Source organism: Sodalis sp. dw_96, assembly GCF_018449575.1.
In the GTDB taxonomy this organism is placed as follows: domain Bacteria; phylum Pseudomonadota; class Gammaproteobacteria; order Enterobacterales; family Enterobacteriaceae; genus Acerihabitans.
In genome coordinates this window covers 376,648-392,827 of sequence record NZ_JAAVUT010000001.1, presented here as the reverse complement: position 1 = coordinate 392,827, position 16,180 = coordinate 376,648, and the positions used below count along the sequence as shown (strand labels likewise).

General features: G+C 54.6%; 16 protein-coding genes. 7 read left to right on the top strand and 9 right to left on the bottom strand.

The window, feature by feature from the left end; genetic code table 11:
* Positions 1-12: 12 nt before the first annotated feature.
* From HB631_RS01715 to HB631_RS01705, 3 genes are all read right to left on the bottom strand, one after another.
* Positions 13-1,011: an XdhC family protein gene (locus HB631_RS01715; RefSeq protein ID WP_213989427.1), complete on the bottom strand. Its 999-nt coding sequence runs from the start codon at positions 1,009-1,011 to the stop codon at positions 13-15.
* Positions 1,011-1,586, bottom strand: coding sequence for an NTP transferase domain-containing protein (locus HB631_RS01710; RefSeq protein WP_213989426.1), 576 nt, complete (start codon positions 1,584-1,586; stop codon positions 1,011-1,013). Before HB631_RS01710 ends, HB631_RS01715 begins: the two co-directional genes overlap by 1 nt.
* A 160-nt stretch (positions 1,587-1,746) precedes the next feature.
* Positions 1,747-2,553 carry a DUF1460 domain-containing protein gene (locus HB631_RS01705; protein ID WP_213989425.1) on the bottom strand — a complete coding sequence of 269 codons (807 nt, stop codon included), beginning with the start codon at positions 2,551-2,553 and terminating at the stop codon, positions 1,747-1,749.
* A 271-nt stretch (positions 2,554-2,824) separates the two neighbouring features.
* Between HB631_RS01705 and HB631_RS01700 the strand changes: the two genes are divergently transcribed.
* Genes HB631_RS01700 through HB631_RS01690 form a run of 3 tightly spaced genes read left to right on the top strand, consistent with a single transcriptional unit; the run spans position 2,825 to position 5,296 of the window.
* Positions 2,825-3,679 (top strand): MBL fold metallo-hydrolase, encoded by an 855-nt coding sequence (locus HB631_RS01700; RefSeq protein ID WP_213989424.1) that lies wholly within the window; start codon positions 2,825-2,827, stop codon positions 3,677-3,679.
* A gap of 10 nt (positions 3,680-3,689) precedes the next feature.
* Positions 3,690-3,911, top strand: coding sequence for a hypothetical protein (locus HB631_RS01695; RefSeq protein ID WP_213989423.1), 222 nt, complete (start codon positions 3,690-3,692; stop codon positions 3,909-3,911).
* A gap of 32 nt (positions 3,912-3,943) precedes the next feature.
* A complete protein-coding gene (locus tag HB631_RS01690; RefSeq protein WP_213989422.1) occupies positions 3,944-5,296 on the top strand; it encodes an MFS transporter in 1,353 nt (450 codons plus the stop codon).
* A gap of 114 nt (positions 5,297-5,410) precedes the next feature.
* Here the strand turns inward: HB631_RS01690 and HB631_RS01685 are convergent, their stop codons facing one another.
* From HB631_RS01685 to HB631_RS01675, 3 genes are read right to left on the bottom strand one after another with little or no spacing between them, the layout of a single operon-like run.
* Complete coding sequence (locus HB631_RS01685; protein ID WP_213989421.1) at positions 5,411-6,640, bottom strand: MFS transporter; 1,230 nt, start codon at positions 6,638-6,640, stop codon at positions 5,411-5,413.
* Between the two features lie 56 nt (positions 6,641-6,696).
* A complete protein-coding gene (locus HB631_RS01680; protein ID WP_213989420.1) occupies positions 6,697-7,818 on the bottom strand; it encodes a mandelate racemase/muconate lactonizing enzyme family protein in 1,122 nt (373 codons plus the stop codon).
* Between the two features lie 56 nt (positions 7,819-7,874).
* On the bottom strand, positions 7,875-8,897 hold the full coding sequence (locus HB631_RS01675) for a LacI family DNA-binding transcriptional regulator (RefSeq protein ID WP_213989419.1): 1,023 nt from the start codon (positions 8,895-8,897) through the stop codon (positions 7,875-7,877).
* 230 nt (positions 8,898-9,127) lie between these two features.
* On the opposite strand from HB631_RS01675, the gene HB631_RS01670 reads away from it, so the two are divergent.
* The gene (locus HB631_RS01670; RefSeq protein WP_255556745.1) at positions 9,128-10,381 is read left to right on the top strand and encodes a pyridoxal phosphate-dependent aminotransferase; all 1,254 of its coding nucleotides are present in this window, start codon (positions 9,128-9,130) and stop codon (positions 10,379-10,381) included.
* A gap of 116 nt (positions 10,382-10,497) precedes the next feature.
* On the opposite strand, the gene HB631_RS01665 is transcribed toward HB631_RS01670, so the two are convergent.
* Positions 10,498-11,436 (bottom strand): threonine/serine dehydratase, encoded by a 939-nt coding sequence (locus tag HB631_RS01665; protein WP_213989418.1) that lies wholly within the window; start codon positions 11,434-11,436, stop codon positions 10,498-10,500.
* 173 nt (positions 11,437-11,609) lie between these two features.
* On the opposite strand from HB631_RS01665, the gene HB631_RS01660 reads away from it, so the two are divergent.
* A complete protein-coding gene (locus tag HB631_RS01660; protein WP_213989417.1) occupies positions 11,610-12,068 on the top strand; it encodes an NADAR family protein in 459 nt (152 codons plus the stop codon).
* 91 nt (positions 12,069-12,159) lie between these two features.
* On the opposite strand, the gene HB631_RS01655 is transcribed toward HB631_RS01660, so the two are convergent.
* Positions 12,160-13,014, bottom strand: coding sequence for an amidohydrolase family protein (locus HB631_RS01655; RefSeq protein ID WP_213989416.1), 855 nt, complete (start codon positions 13,012-13,014; stop codon positions 12,160-12,162).
* Entirely contained in the window at positions 13,014-14,045 is a 1,032-nt protein-coding gene (locus HB631_RS01650; RefSeq protein ID WP_213989415.1) for a substrate-binding domain-containing protein, read from the bottom strand. Before HB631_RS01650 ends, HB631_RS01655 begins: the two co-directional genes overlap by 1 nt.
* Before the next feature lie 221 nt (positions 14,046-14,266).
* Between HB631_RS01650 and HB631_RS01645 the strand changes: the two genes are divergently transcribed.
* The gene (locus HB631_RS01645; protein WP_213989414.1) at positions 14,267-15,100 is read left to right on the top strand and encodes an ATP-binding cassette domain-containing protein; all 834 of its coding nucleotides are present in this window, start codon (positions 14,267-14,269) and stop codon (positions 15,098-15,100) included.
* Entirely contained in the window at positions 15,097-16,155 is a 1,059-nt protein-coding gene (locus HB631_RS01640; protein ID WP_213989413.1) for an ABC transporter permease, read from the top strand. Before HB631_RS01645 ends, HB631_RS01640 begins: the two co-directional genes overlap by 4 nt.
* Positions 16,156-16,180: the final 25 nt, after the last annotated feature.

Genomic DNA, 16,180 nt, shown 5'->3' with positions numbered 1-16,180 from the left:
TTAACGCCCGTCTTATTGCCGGTTCTTGTGGCGCACGATATCCGCCATCACCGCCAGGGCGATTTCCGCCGGCGTTTTACCGCCGAGATCCAAACCCACCGGCGCATGGATACGCGCCAACTCACCGGCGGTGAGGCCGCCAATATTTTCCAGGCGTCGCAACCGCTGCCGGCTGTTGCGCACGGAGCCCATCACACCTAAATAGAAAGAGTCGGTATGCACGGCTTCCATCATGGTCAAATCGTCAATGCGGGGATCGTGGGTCAGCGCCACCACAGCGGTATTGCCGTGACAGCCTTCTTTTTCAAGATAGTGGGCCGGGAACGTCTCCTTGACGATAACTTCCCTATTCAGCTGCGAGACGAAATTTTGCAGTGCGTCGGGCCGGTGTTCACAGACGATGGTCTCGAAACCCAGCGCAACGGAAAACTCGGCGCAAAAGAGGGCTACCTGGGATAAACCGGCGATGATCAGCCGTGGCGCGGCGGCAATGGTCAAACCGATCCGCTTCCCCTCCTCGCTGACGATAGTGCTGTCGATAGTGTCGATAATAGTGTTGATAATCGTGCCGCTGCTATAAGCGCACTCCTCCAGATAACGGCAGGCATGGGGCAAAATGACTTCTTTGCGCAGCGAGAGATAGCCTGCCAGTGCCTGCCCCAGGCGGGAAAGATACGCAACGCTCCCCGGACCGGCCGGCAGCATTTCAATAAGGATATCGAGCTTGCCGCCGCAGGGAAGCGCGCGATCGGGGGATAACCCGCCGTCCCCGTAGCGGACGATTTGGCTGCCGTCCCTGAATGCGCCGGCCCGGATACGGCCGATAAAATCCTCTTCCACACAGCCCCCCGACAGCGAACCGCGGTATAACCCGGCGGCGCTGATAACCATCATGGCCCCCGGCGCCCGTGGCGACGAACCGTAGGTAGACAGTACGGTGCACAGCCAGACCGGCTCCTGAGCGACCCAGTTCAGGGACTGGGCGATAACCTGTCTGTCCAGATTCTGCATCAGCCTTTCATCCGAATAGGTTGTAATGGCAAATCCATATCCCTGACCACACCCTCGTCCCTCACCTGGATTTTAAATGGCGGATAACGCCTGAGAACCGCCGCGGCGCCTTCGGCATCCTGAAGTTGCAGCAACGCCTCTTTCGCCGGGCGGGAAAACCCCACCGGATGTCCCGGCAGCCGGTGATAAAAAGGCCGGGCGGAAACATGCCGCGCCAGGGCATGGGTTACCAGCCGATAGACGTCCACCGGCACAAAAGGCATATCGGCCAGCTGAATCAACCAGCCGTCCCAGCCGGCGCTATACCGGACCCCCTCCGCGATGGTCTCGCCGAGACCGCGGGTATCGCGGCAGGTATAGGGAACACCCATAGCGCGGCAATGGGCCTGGATCGATAGATAAGAGGAGCGGGTTACCACGTGCACCGGCAATCCGGAATCACAGGCATGTTTCAGCGTCAGTTGGAAGACGGACCGGCCGTCGGCAACCTGCTGATCGAGCTTAAAGCCCCGCCCGCCGGCGGCTTGATAGCGACTTCCCAAGCCCGCCGCGGTGATAAGGATGCCCGGCGTCATTGTGATTCAGTCTCCCCCATACGCCCATCCCGCTGATAACCTGCGAACCTTTATAATTCGGTATTTACAGGGCAAGTAATTAAGTTATAGGAGGGGGCGGGAAATTTTGGAATGCACCTTATTACAGGATGTTTGCCTATTTTTATCAACCTACCCGTGCCTAGATTCCCCTCAGCACCACGATGCCCGGCGTTCTTCTGACGTAAGCCAGGAAAGGCGAATCCACCACTTTTCTGTTGGCCGCCCGGGATGAGGCGTTGCGCAGCATGGGGCCGCCCTCGGTCATGACAAATATGCCGGTATGGGTGACGTCCATGCCGGCTTTGGGGGTATAGATGCCGATGAAGTCGCCGTCTTTCAGACGATGGATAACGGCGCTATTTACCGCCTTGGCCGGGATATAGGTAATTTCCCGCGTCGTCACGTCCAGGGACGGGAAATATTTACCTCCGTCAGCGGTTTGATTGAGGTTTTTGGTGACGGTGACCGCATTGGGGCTGACGGCACGGGTCACGTCCGTGGCGTTCAACGGCGGCAGATGGGACCAGTCGGTAAAAAATTGCTTCCGGTGCCGGTAGCTGACGTCGCCGTTAACATAACGTGTCTGCCGGAGATGCTCGCTAAACTGCGCCGCATCGGCGGATTTGCTGAGGGCATAGACATAATCCAGATAGGTAAAACAGTCCACGCCGTGAAAATTGATCACCAATTGCTCTGTCTGGGTATCCGAACCGATGAGGGTGTCGGCCACATAGGGCGTACCCAGGAAATCCGCGGAAATGGCCGCGATGGCCTCGCCTTCATGCGCTGCGGCAGCCTTCACCCCTTGCCCGGCCATAAGCCGCTCAATCCGATGCCGGGTAGCGCTATCGGTATTTACCGCATTGTCCCCGGCGTCCTGTTGATGACCCGCACACCCCGTTAGCGTCAGCGCCACCGCCAGCGATAAAAAGATTTTCTTGCCCATGTTGCTGCTATCCTCCGATGGAGGCATAGCATACGCTTTTCGGGCAGCGGCGCGGCAGAGAAGTGTGTTGCCGTTTATGAGAAAGAATCAACGCGGGCCATTTGTCTAAAGTGTGATCTATATTGTACTACAATGTTAAATTATGGTGCTACGATATATCATCTTTTGTTCATCTGCGCTAACCGGGATCGGGACGCTCAAACGGAAGGCGCGGAAGAAAACAGCGCTGGCGTATCCATGGTGGCCCATACCCAATGAGACAGAGGTTATCATGTCATTTAACATAAGAGACCGATCCAGTATAAAACACGAGATAGAACAGACTCATGTGCCTGAAAAAACCCTTGCACTGTGGAGCCTGGGCCAGGCCGGAATGGTCATTAAAAATCATCATGACGATGTGATAGCAATTGACCCCTATCTGAGCCACGCCATTGAAAAAAACCATCCCGGCACGGAATTCACCCGGCGTTTTCCGCCGGTGCTTGAGCCGGAAGATATCCTGGATATCGACGCCATATTGGTCACGCATTTCCATGACGATCATATGGACCTGGAGACTTTGCTACGGGTTGCGGAAAAACGGCCTGATTTGCCTTTTTATATACCTTCTGTAGATGCCCGGGATATTGCCGCGAAATACGCCTCTTTGCGGCGAAATGTTGCTCCCGCCATTACCCATGAAACGTTGCATATCGGTGATTTCGCCATCACGCCCATTGCCTCCGCCCACAGCGAATATGAGAAAAACGCCCAGGGCCACGATCGTTATATCGGCTATTTTATCGAAACCAACGGCCTCTCGTTTTACCACAGCGGTGATACCTTGGTGACCGCCGAACTGGAAGAAGAATTGATACGGCGTAAACCGGATGTCATGGCATTGCCGATAAACGGCGGCGACTATTCAAGACTTAAACGTGGCATCGTGCCCAATATGACTTTCCGGGATGCGGCGGATTTATATCACAGCGTCGGTAGCGATTATTTACTGCCGATTCATTATGATATGTTCCCTAACAATACCGATAATCCCGCTCATTTTGTCGATTATATGTTGCAACATTATCCCGGCGGTAAATTTCATCTCACCATGCCTGGGGAACGGGTTATTTATATGAAGTAGGAGATATATTGTGAAAACTGATGAGTCGCTGCTAGGCAACAAAAGCGAACGGAATATGCTTATTCGTCGAGAGTTTTATGTAATGCTTGCCGCCGGCATATTGATAAGCGTGATGATAGCTTTCAGTACAGCCGGGATATTAACTTATCCATTTTATATCAGACTGGCATTTTCGGTCATCGGAATTTCGGCTATAAATCTGATTGCTTTTTCAATCAAGATAATAAAATAAACCAACCGATAATAACCTGTATGGAGGTCGAAATGACCCGTTTAACGCTGCCCAAAGGTGCCCGCGCCAGCTGGATTATACTTATTATTACCTGGTTCTTATGGGTGATGAATGCAAATGACCGGGAAATCATGTTCCGTGTCCAGCCATCTATCATCAATGAATTCCATTTAAGCGGTGTTCAGTGGGGTTATATAGTCAGCGCCTTTTTCCTGGCTTATGCCCTTATTGCCCTTCCGGCGGGAATTTTTGCCGATAAACTCGGCCGCGGCTGGAAAAGAAAGAAAAGCCAAGTCTGGTATATGATTATTTTTACCACGCTATCAATTCTTATCGGCATTAAGGCCACCAGCCTTTATTTTTGGCAGTTTATACTTTGGCGGGTGCTTGGCATGGGAGCGGCAGGCGGCGCGGAAGTGACCAATATCGCCCAATGTTCGGAATACTGGCCCAAAGAACATCGCGGTTTTGCCCTTGGACTGCATCATACCGGCTATCCGGTGGGAGCATTGCTGGGCGGTCTGGCGGCAAGTTGGATACTGGGGACCTTTGGCAGCGAAAATTGGCGTATGGTCTTTTTATTTACGCCGATAATCGGTTATTTTCTGGCCCTGGCGCTATGGGTGTTCGCGACGCCGAAAAGCTACCGGGAAGTGGACGAATTCGCCCGCGAGCATGGATTGACGCCTCCTTCCGCCGATGCGGAAGAAACGTTGACGTTCAACGAGCAAATGATCGAGTCCAAAACCGTACTGGCGGACAAAAATATACTTTTAACGGTCATCGGCGCGTGCCTGATCAATTTTTCACAAACGGTGGGATTATGGTTCCTGGCGCCCTATGTGGTATTTACCATGCACCAACATGATACCGTGGGGGCGATTATCGGCGTGGTTCCTTATATCACCGGTTGGTTCGGGCAGCTATTTTTCGGCTACGTTTCCGATCATATCGGACGCCGCAAGACCCTGATATTTTTATCCGCCTGGTATGCCCTTTGCGTATTTGCCCTCATCTTTATTACCGGAATGAGTATGTTATGGATCATATTACTGCTGTGGGGGCTGGGGCTTAACGCCGTCTATCCGGTGTATTACGCCATGATGGCCGACCACGCGCCCAAGGCCTCGGGTTCAGCCATGGGCTTATTGCTGATGCTGACGTTCCTGGGCACCCTGCCCGCTTCTCCCATGGCCGGATGGCTGATTGATCATTTCGGCGGCTGGAACAATCCCCGCGGTTATATCGCTGGGTTTGCAGTAGGCGCAGGCGCCGCCCTGATAGCGATGATCCTGCAATATTTTACCAAAGACAAGGCGTTGCCCACGGCTATGGAACGGGCGTCAGGGCCGGCAACCTTAAACAATGCTCCCCTGGTGAAATAGCCCTGCCGCCCTTCGGCATGGGCCGGCCAATCCTGACCGACTGAGCCTATTGACAAAGTGCCCAGTCGGGACAGGCCCTGCATATCGATAACACCACGCCGGAGGTAAGCGGGCTTATTGGCGGTTTTTACCCGCTACGATTCTGCTGTAGGCATATACCGCTATCCCGCCCAATATCGCCATGGCGCCGATAACGCTGAATCCCGGCAAATACGAGCCGGTGCTTTTAAACAAATAGGCCACCACAAAACCCGCCACCGTGCCGCCGCCCCCCGCGCCGATACCGTTGACGACGCCCGCTGCCGGCCCCACCGCCGACGGTTTGACGCTGGAGGTGATGATAGACCAGATATTGGTGGTATAGCTGCTGGTAAAATAGCCGATCGCCAAGGTTATCAGCGCCATTTTCACCACCGGTGAGGCGATAACCGGCAGCAGCACCAGCAACACCCCGGCCACCACCAGCCCCGACGCCGCAATCAAGCCCCGTTTCTGGGTGCGATCGCTTAAATAGGACACCGGAATCGCTAAAATAATTGCCAGCATATAAGGCAACGAGCTGGCGAATCCCTGCCATAATCCGGTGAACCCTAACGACGTCACCAGCATGGGAATAAACAGCGTAATACCCCAGAACAGCATGCCGTTGGCAAAATAGCTGAACACCAGCAACAGGAAAGGATATCCTCCCAATGAATCAAAGGTGAGTTTTTCCGTTGGCCGGACTTCTTCTTGAAGGACGTTGGCTTCTTGACGGGCGCTGGCGGCGCCTTCCGGCGACGTTTTAAGAAAAATTAAATATAACGGCACGACAATAACAATCCCCAGGCCGCCGGTGATATAAAACAACCACTGCCAGCCCACGTGATCATAAATAGGCGTAAGCACCAGAAATCCTATGGCAAGGGCAAGGAATTGGCCATAAAACTGGATTAAGTTGGTACCTCGGGTGATTTCTTCTTTATTAAACCAGGCCCGGGCAAAACGAAACTGCTGCGGCCAATAAATTCCTTCAGCAATACCCAGGATGATTCGATAAGTAATCAATAGGGCCGGTGTCGTCACCCAGGCGGTGAATATCTGCGCCAGTGACCAGATAAATACCATAGCGATAATAGTGGTTTTAGGATTGAGCCTATAGGTAAGAAATCCGCCGAAAAAATTGGATAAGGCATAACCGATAAGGAAGCCGGTCAGCGCCAGGCTTTTGGTTCCCGCGCCGGAGAAGCCAAGATCCCGTTCCATGCCGGGCAAACCGATGGAGAGATTGGATCGATCCAGATAGGCGACAAATAACCCTATCATTAACGTCACGCCAATACGGTACCATTTTGAATTATTCATTTCATCATTCCACTCTTTGTAGGATTTGTCCCGCAGTAGGATCAGCGGCATCAGCCTTATTTCAATTCTAAATGTCGTATGAGATCTCTATCTATTTCAATCCCCAGTCCGGGCTTATCCGGCACCGGGAAAAAGGGGCCGATGACTAAATCAGATAACTGCTCACGAATGATATTCGGCGCCCGGTCAAGCTCCAGCAACGGACGCTCTCTCACCAGGGAGGGCACCGCCACCGGAATGGCGGAAATCAAGTGCAGCGTCGCCGCCAGGGAAATAGCGGATCCCCAGAGATGGGGATAACAATCGACGCCGAAGGCCGTCGCCATCATGGCAATATTCAGCGCTTCGCCCAAACCGCCGCACGCGGCCACATCCGGCTGAACGATATCCACGCAGCCCTGCTGCAAAAAGGGCCGGAAACCAAAGCGGGTAAATTCCGACTCGCCGCCGGCGATGCGCATATCAAGGGCGGACCGAACTTCCCGATAGCCCTGGAAATCATCCGGCAGTACCGGCTCTTCGAACCAGGAGATGTCGTACTCTTCAATCATCTTGCCGAATCGAATGGCTTCCCGGACGGTATAGGCGCGATTGGCGTCCACCGCCAGGCCGGCGTCGGGGCCGATAAGCCGCCGCACTTTGGCTACTCTCGCCGCATCTTGTTGAAGGGTCATGCCCCCCACCTTCATTTTGAACGACTGAAAGCCTTGGACCAGCGAGGCTTCGGCGTCTTTTTCCAGGGAATCGCCGTTGTCGGGGGCATAATAAAAAGAGGAGGCGTAGGCCTTGATGGGAACCGCGGTATTTCCCCCCAGTAATCTCGCGATGGGTTGCCCCATCACCTTGCCGAAAATATCCCATAAGGCGATATCGATTCCGGATAGGGCGGAAATGGCAATGCCCTTGCGACCGAATTCCCGGGTGTGATTGTATAAATCTTCCCAAATAGAGGCCCGTAGCAACGGGTCCAGCCCTATGACCAGCGGCGCGTACAGTTCATGAATCAATGCGGCATTGGCCTTCGCCGGACCGAAACACTCTCCCCAGCCGATAAGACCGTCGTCGGTGATGATTTCCACCAGACAGCTGCCGCGCGTATCCCATAACCATTGAGACATGCCGAACTGTGTTTCCAATTTCTGCACGATAATGTGCGTTTTAATCTCTTTGATACGCATATAGATCTCTCCTGCATAACGGGTAATCGATTACCAAAATAGATAAAAAAAAGGGATTAAATCAACGTCGAATTCCGCATTATCAATTTAACCGGAAGCTCTAGGGATTCTGCCTGAGATTGCTTCGCATCTTTCCCTAAGCCGGCCAGCAGCCGCTTCGCCGCGGTGGCGCCGATTTCATAGGTCGGCTGCGCGATGACCGTCAGGCTGGGATTAGCCACCGACGCCCATTCAGTATCGTCGAAACCCATAAAGAGAAAATCTCGCGGAATTTCATAATCCAAGGATTTCGCGGCCTTTAGTACCGCCAGCGATAACATCCCGTTGGCGGCGATAATGCCCATTCTGTCCAAGGGCCGGCGTTGGCGAATAAGCGCCTTTAAGATTTCGGCGACCGGTTCAACGGCGACTTTTTCAATGATATGAACAGCGCTGGTTATCCCCTGCATTTTTCCCCGCCGGGCCAGGGCACGGTAGGCCTCCACGCGATCAATTCGCGGACTGACGTGGTCAATTCGCGGGCTCAGCAGGGCCAGGGAAGTACAGCCCCGCGCCAGCAAATGTTCCACCGCCAGGAAAACACCCTGGACATTATTCACCGCAACGGAATTGACCGCTCCCAGGCTTATCTTGCGTCCCACCAGAACCACCGCCACTTCGTCCGCGAGGGCGGCAATCAATTCATCATTGCCGCCGGTGGTATTGATAACAAAACCATCGACCCGCTTAGCCAGCATCATTTCGATGAATTCTTTTTCTTTCGCCATCGACTCGTTGGAATTGCAGACAAAAATGGTATAGCCGACATCGGCGCAGGCCTCTTCAATGCCCTGCAGAATTGCAATGGAATAAGGATTAAGGATATCCGACAGGATCACCGCGATAGTGTTGCTCTTGGTGCTCCTTAAGCTGCGCGCCACGTCATTGGGTAAATATCCCATTGTTTTAATAGTCTTTTCAATTCTCAGCCGGGTGTCGGCACCCATCTTGTGGAATTTACCGTTCATATAGCGTGATATGGTGGCGGTTGAAACTCCCGCCGCCAGGGCCACATCACGGATTGCCGTAGGTTTTTTCATGTCGTCTTGCTGTGGTAATCGATTACCCTAATGCTATCTTGCACACCTTCCGGATTTCTGTGATCCCTCGCACAAAATTGATCCAAGCTCCTGCGGGACAAGGGATGTCCGACGCAATTTCCCTACCCGAAATGATATTGTCAGAATGATTTTTCAGCTAATCATTGGTATTCTGCTTTAATTCCGTGACGCAGGTCACCCTCTTCCGCTTTTATGTACAAGGCACAGTTATGTCAGCGCAAAAAGACCACCCGCCGTTCCTGATGGCAGACAGCACCCCCATGGCCCGGGAAAGCGTGCGGGATTTGCGCTTCTCCTCCATTCGCGAGGTGGCTAACGCCGGTATCGGCAGAAACGATATTCTGCCGTTCTGGTTCGGCGAACCGGACCGTCCGACGCCGGACTTTATCTGCGCCGCCGCACAGGCGTCCATGGCGGCGGGAGAAACCTTCTATACGCCGAACCTGGGTGAGCCGGCGCTGCGAGCCGCGCTGTCGCGCTACCTATCGTCCTGGCACCGTCCGGTGGCCGAAAGCCGGATTGCCGTCACTTCCTCCGGCGTTTCGGCGCTGATGCTGACGGCACAGGCGCTGTATACTCCCGGCGATCGGGTGGTGGTGGTGACGCCGGTATGGCCGAACCTGGTGGAAATCCCGAAAATTCTCGGCGCGCGGGTGGAAGAAGTGCCGCTGACGCTGCGCCATGAGAAGGCCGGCATCTCCCGCTGGCATCTTGACACCGATACCCTGCTGGCGGCCCTGACGCCGGACTGCCGGGCGCTGGTGATCAACTCGCCGAATAATCCCAGCGGCTGGGTGATGCCCGCCCCCCAGCAGGCAATCGTACTCGCGCACTGCAGAAAACACGGCATCTGGATTGTCTCCGATGAGGTCTACGGCCGCATTTTATTTGACGGGTTGCCGAACCGGTGCGCGCCCTCTTTTCTGGATATCGCCGATGAGCAGGACCGGCTGGTGGTCATCAATAGCTTCTCTAAAAGCTGGATGATGACCGGCTGGCGGCTGGGATGGATTGTGGCCCCGGACGCACTGATGCACGACCTGGGGAAATTAATCGAATATAACAGCAGCTGCGCGCCGGGGTTTATCCAGAAGGCGGGAGTGGCGGCGGTCAATCAGGGGGAAAATGTGCTGCGGGATACCGTGACGCGCTTCCAGGCGTCGCGGGACTTTCTGTACGGCAAGCTGCGGGAACTGCCGGGCATCGAAACGCCCCTGCCGGAAGGCGCCATGTACCTGTTTTTCCGGATGGACGGGCTCAAAGACAGTCTCGCGCTGTGCAAAGCGCTGGTGGCCGAGGCCGGGCTGGGACTGGCGCCGGGCAGCGCTTTCGGGCCTGCCGGCGAAGGCTGCATCCGCTGGTGCTTTGCCAGCTCATTGGACAAACTTGAACTGGGGGTGAACCGTTTCCGGACCTTTTTAGCCGCCGGCGACCGGAATCATAACCGGGCGTTCTCCGGCTGATATTGCTCCCCCAGACCCGCGGCGCAACCGGCATAATGCCGCTGGTTTATAGACGCGACGCTTACCCGGTTTAAGATTATTGCATGACAAACCCGCGGTGATGCACCGCCGGCAGGCTACAACAAGGCATCTTTGCCCGCGCCGCACACCAGGGCGCAGGCTTTGGAGCCGGCTGCGAGACGAACCTTGCCTGAACGCAGCGCCGCCGCCGCCGCCGCGCCGCTCAGATCCGCCGCCAGTCCGAACTCAAACCATAACCAACGCGCAGCCGCCATCATCTCCTGGTCGGAAACCAGCACGATTTCATCCACCGATTGGCGTACCTGTTCAAAAACCCGCTCATCGGTACGGCCGCAAGCCATGGTGGCCACCCGGGTGGTCACCGCCGGTAAGCTGACGACATTACCCGCCTGTAGGCTGGCATAAAGGGTTGGCGAACCCTCCGGTTCAATACCGATAATACGCACCGAGGGTTTAAGGCTTTTCAGCGCCGCCGAAATACCGGATATCAATCCGCCGCCGCCTATCGCCACCAAAATCACATCCAGATCCGGCAGCTGTTTCAGAATCTCCAGGCCCAGGGTTCCCTGACCGGCGATGACCGCCGGGTCGGCGAAAGGATGGAAATAAGCGCACTGATGCTCCTTAGCATAGGCAAGGGCTTTGACATTGGCTTCGTCCCAGACGTTGCCCACAACATGCACATTCGCGCCCCAGGCCGCCAGTTTGTCCAATTTTTCCTTGCCGGTGGTGGCGGGAACAAAGATATTTGCCGGCACCTTCGCCATTGCCGCCGCCCGTGCCACCGCCAATCCATGATTGCCCCCCGACGCGGTAACAATCCCATGGGTTAACTGCGATTCCGACGTTAATAACAGCCGGTTGGTGGCGCCGCGCACTTTAAATGATCCCGTTGGCTGCAGACATTCAAGTTTAAGCCAAAGCTCTGCTTCGGTGATGTTTTCAAACAGGGCGTCGGCTTTAATCAGCGGCGTCCGGCGGATGAAAGGCGCAATGCGTTCCGCCGCGGCTTGGATATCAGAAAGTACAAACATTTAACCACCGATGAGATATTGAGTAATCGATTACGTTAAATTATTAACACGGATGCTGAACGTATTTCAAGGGGTTTTAACATATTATTTCAACCTAGGCTGAGCTTGACGGGTGAGGATATTGTTTTTATAACTGGGACGCCCTTAAAACCTTGATTCCAGGAAAACCAAAAATGGACGCCATTAATTTTTACGATCCGAGGCAGGGAGAATTTTGCTTTCTCAGCAACCTTCACCCTCGCCCGCTGGTGTTTGCCGGCACGAAATATGACACGCCGGAGCACGCTTTCCAGGTTGAAAAAGCGCGGTCCCCAAGGATGAAAAACTGGCTGAAACAGGCGCCGACCCCTGAACTGGCGGCGGTGGCCGGCGATGCCCTGACCGAAGAAGAAACGGTGCCGGACTGGGCTAACATCTGTGTTGAGGCGATGTCCGCCATCGTTCGGGCCAAATTTGACGACGCGGAGGATTTAAAGCAGCGTTTATTAGCCACCGGGGAGCGCAAATTAGCGGAGGACTCCCCCGTTGACGGCGAGGTGGCGCGTTTTTGGGGTGAATATCAGGGCCGGGGAGAAAACCAGCTTGGCAAAATATTAATGGAACTGCGTACGGCTTATCGTAACGAAAAATAAGCCGCACCTGTGAAGAGGTCGTTTTTAAAAATTCAGCGCTGCGAATGCCTATTTTTGAATTAACGCGGGGTTGATTAAATTAAGCCTTTTTTTAACTCAATCTATAGGCGGATGCGGCATTTTCGCGATAAAACCGCCGCCGTTCCTGGTCTGAACAACCGGTCAAAATCTCATCCATCACCGCCACCCAGCGGGGATAATCGGCGCCGAGATTAATGACCGGCCAATCGCTGGCGAACAGTATCCGCGAAAAACCGAATTGTTCGATAACATGCTCGATATAGGGACGGATTTGCGCCAGGGTCCAGTTCCCGCGATCGGCCTCGGTGGTGACGCCGGTTATTTTGCACACCACATTGGGTAATCCGGCAATGGCCGCTATGTGTTTATCCCAGGGCGCATACAGCCCGGCGGCGATATCCGGCTTGGCGATATGATCGAGCACAAATCTGACGTTCGGGCAGCGGCGCACCAGCTCGGTGGCGCTCGCCAACTGATGGTGCCGAATACAAATATCAAAGCTGAAATCGAATTTCGCCAGCCGCTGTACCCCTTCTATAAAATTGGGCCGCAGGCAGTAGTCCGGGTCAGCGTGATACTGAAGCAGCCGGCGGATGCCATGCACCGCGCCGAATTCAGCCAGCTGTTCAAGCTCGTCTTCCACCGCGGCCCCTTTTTCCAGCGCGGCACAAGCGACAATGGCGGCGATGCGGGGATCCTCCGCCCTTAGCCGCTCCACGAACCGGACTTCATCGAGTTTCTGGTGTGGGGCGACATCCACCTCGATAAAAATCATTTTTTCGACCTCGACGCCGCCACAGGCCAGGGAAAAAATATCCGGCAGATAACGTCCCTGAATCTGCGGCACGTCGTTTAGCCAGGGATAGTCCAATTGCTGCTGGTCGTAAAAATGCACATGGGCGTCTATCAGGGGGAAACCAGGCATTACTTTTTCTCCTGAGGTGAGATATCGAGTTGAAAAGACCGGGGTGCGACGCTATTTCGCAATAATAATTCCGTATTGAGCACAATCCGCTCGGGGGACGGGGGAATATCGGCGGACAAGGTTTTCAATAAACGCTCCGCCGCTATCCGGCCTAACTGGTAAATGGGCTGTCTGATGGCGGTAATCGCCGGTTTGAAGATCGAATACCATTCCATATCATCAAAACCCACCAGGGAAAAATCATCGGGAATCACAAATCCCTGTTCAACCAGTTCGGTAATGGTGCCCATGGTCATCAGATTATTAGTGATAAAAAATGCGCTGATATCCCGGTTATTTTGCAATAGGGATTTCACCGCCCGACGCCCGCCTTCATAGGTGGAATCACTGGAAAAAATCAGGTGTTCCGGTACGGTAAGACCCCGGGCGCTATATGCATCGTAATAGCCCGCCAGCCGTTCCTGATCAAAAGAGGCCTGTAGGGAACCCGTGACAATGGCGATATTTTCATGCCCCTGCCGGATAAGATAATCAATGGCGTTTTGCGCCCCTTGCTGGTTATCCACCACGATGGTATCCACCGCCGTGTCTTTAATCTCGCTGTCCACCAGGATAATTTGCAGCCCGTGGGCCATGGCGCTTAAAATATGATCGTTGGTACTGGCTGAGCTGGACATGATAACGGCGTCCACCTGTTTTTCCATCATCAGCCTGAGCAGCCGCGTTTCTTCCTCAACGTTGTTGTCGGTATTGGCCAGCAAAATGCTGAACCCCTCCGGCCGCAGCGTATCTTCCACCCCCCGTGCCAGTCCGGCAAAAAACGGGTTGGCGATATCCGCCAAAATCAGGCCGACGGAATAGGTTTTCTCTTTGCGCAGACTGGCGGCCACTGAATTGACGACATAACCCAGTTGCCTGGCGGTCTGAAGCACATGTAGCGCGGTGGCCTCCGATGTCCCGGCTTTCAGCCCGGCCAGAACCCGCGAGACCGTCGCCGATGAAACGCCCGCTTCGAAAGCGACATCCTGCATTGTTGGTTTCTTCCGCCCTTTCACATCATCCCCCCTTTTCCCGATCCCTAGTGCATCGCACAAGCGATGCGAAAAGTAAATAGCCAGGCATTTTCAAATATTTCTTGACAGTTTTATTACCCGCCACTAATTATAACGTAATCGATTAACGTAATCGATTACTTCAATCTCTTTACAGGGAATTTTTTCTCACTGCTTACTTTCTGCGTAGGAACTTGAATATGCCATTTTCACACTCAGGGTCGTCACCGACGCAGTCCGGTACTGCAGGAAGTTCACCTCCGCCAACGCTTTTGCATCATGAGGCGGCACTGCAGGCCATCGATATTGTGAAAAATTTTGGTTCTCTCAGCGTCTTGCGGGGGGTATCGGTTTCGCTGTTCCGCGGTGAGATTACCGCCATCGTCGGGGATAACGGCGCGGGGAAATCCACTTTTATGAAGGTGCTGTGCGGCGAGCATATTCCGGACGGCGGCCAGCTCTGCGTTAACGGCAAGGAGGTGCGGCTGCGTTCGACCCAGGATGCCCAACGCTACGGTATCGAAACGGTCTATCAAGATTTGGCCCTCGCCCCTGATTTATCGGTGGCGGAGAACGTCTATCTGGGCCGCGAACTGCCGGCGGCCGGCTGGCGCGGCACGTTCGGCATGCTGGACCGGGCCGCCATGCAGGCCAGTACCGCGGAAACCCTGCGTGAGCTGGGGGTGACGCTGAAAACCTATCGAACCACCACCAAAAGCCTTTCCGGCGGTCAACGGCAAGGGGTGGCCATAGCCCGGGCCATCAAGTGGGCGCGCCACGCCATCATGCTTGATGAACCCACGGCGGCGCTGGGCACATTGCAGCGGGAAATGGTGTATCGGGCCATTCGCGCGGCGGCCAAGCGAAATCTGGCGGTACTGTTGATTTCCCATGATTTACCGCAGGTGCTGGAAATCGCCGATCGCATCATCGTAATGCGCCAAGGCAGGGCCATTGCGAATCTACTCCCCGCCGAAGTCACCGTGCGCGATGTGGTGGATGTCATGCTTGGCGCAAAAGAGGTAACACAATGAGCGCACCGTCCCATGAAGAAAATCTGTCCCCTTTGGCCCATGCCGATCGCTCCACCTGGTTCTCCAGGTTATGTGAACATACCGCTTTTTGGATGCTGTTGATATTGCTGGGTCTGGTATTTGTCTTTTCGCTGATTTCCCCCAATCACGCTTTTTTCAGCGTCAGCAATTTTTTCACCATTGCCCTCAACGCCTCTCAACTGGTGCTGCTTGCCGCCGGGATGACTTTTTTGCTGGGTTCCCGTGAATTTGACCTGTCGGTGGGGGCCAATGTGGTGCTCTCTTCGATCCTGTCGGCAAAAACCATTACCGGTCTTGCCGGTACCCCGGATCAGGTCGCCATGGGGGATTATCCCAATTTAACGGTGGCCATTATCGCCGGCGTGGCCGTTGCGCTGCTGACCGGAACCCTGTTCGGACTGATTAACGGCTTGGTGGTGACGCGACTCAAAATCAGCTCGTTTCTGGTGACCCTCGCCACCACCACAGTGGGACTGGGTATCGCCCTGGTTATCACGCACGGGGCCAATGTTCCCGACATCCCGCGCGTATTGCAGATTTCATTTGCCACCAACAAGATTTTTGGCGTGATCCCCCTGCCGGTGGCGGTATCGCTGATTATCGTCTGCGTGCTCTGGTATGTATTATCCAAAACCCGGTTCGGCACCCATACGCTGGCGCTAGGATCTTCCCCTAACGCGGCCAGGCGCGCGGGAATAGATATCAACACCCATTCGCTGTACCTCTTCAGCCTGATGGGTTTGTTATGCGGCGTTGCCGCCGTACTGGACATTTCCCGCTTCGCCACCACCAATATCGGCGGCCATCAAACCGATAACCTGCAGGCGGTGGCGGCGGCGGTCATCGGCGGCACCAGCCTGTTCGGCGGTATCGCCTCAATGTCGGGCACCGTTATCGGTACCCTGATACCTGTAGTGCTCAGTACCGGACTGGTCATTATGGGACTGGATTCCTTTTACCAACTCATCGTCGTTGGCCTGATTGTGATTGTGGCCGTGTATATCGATCAACGTAACCGTCAGCGCAGCGTTTAAACCCCTCTCAACATGTAAAGGAAAG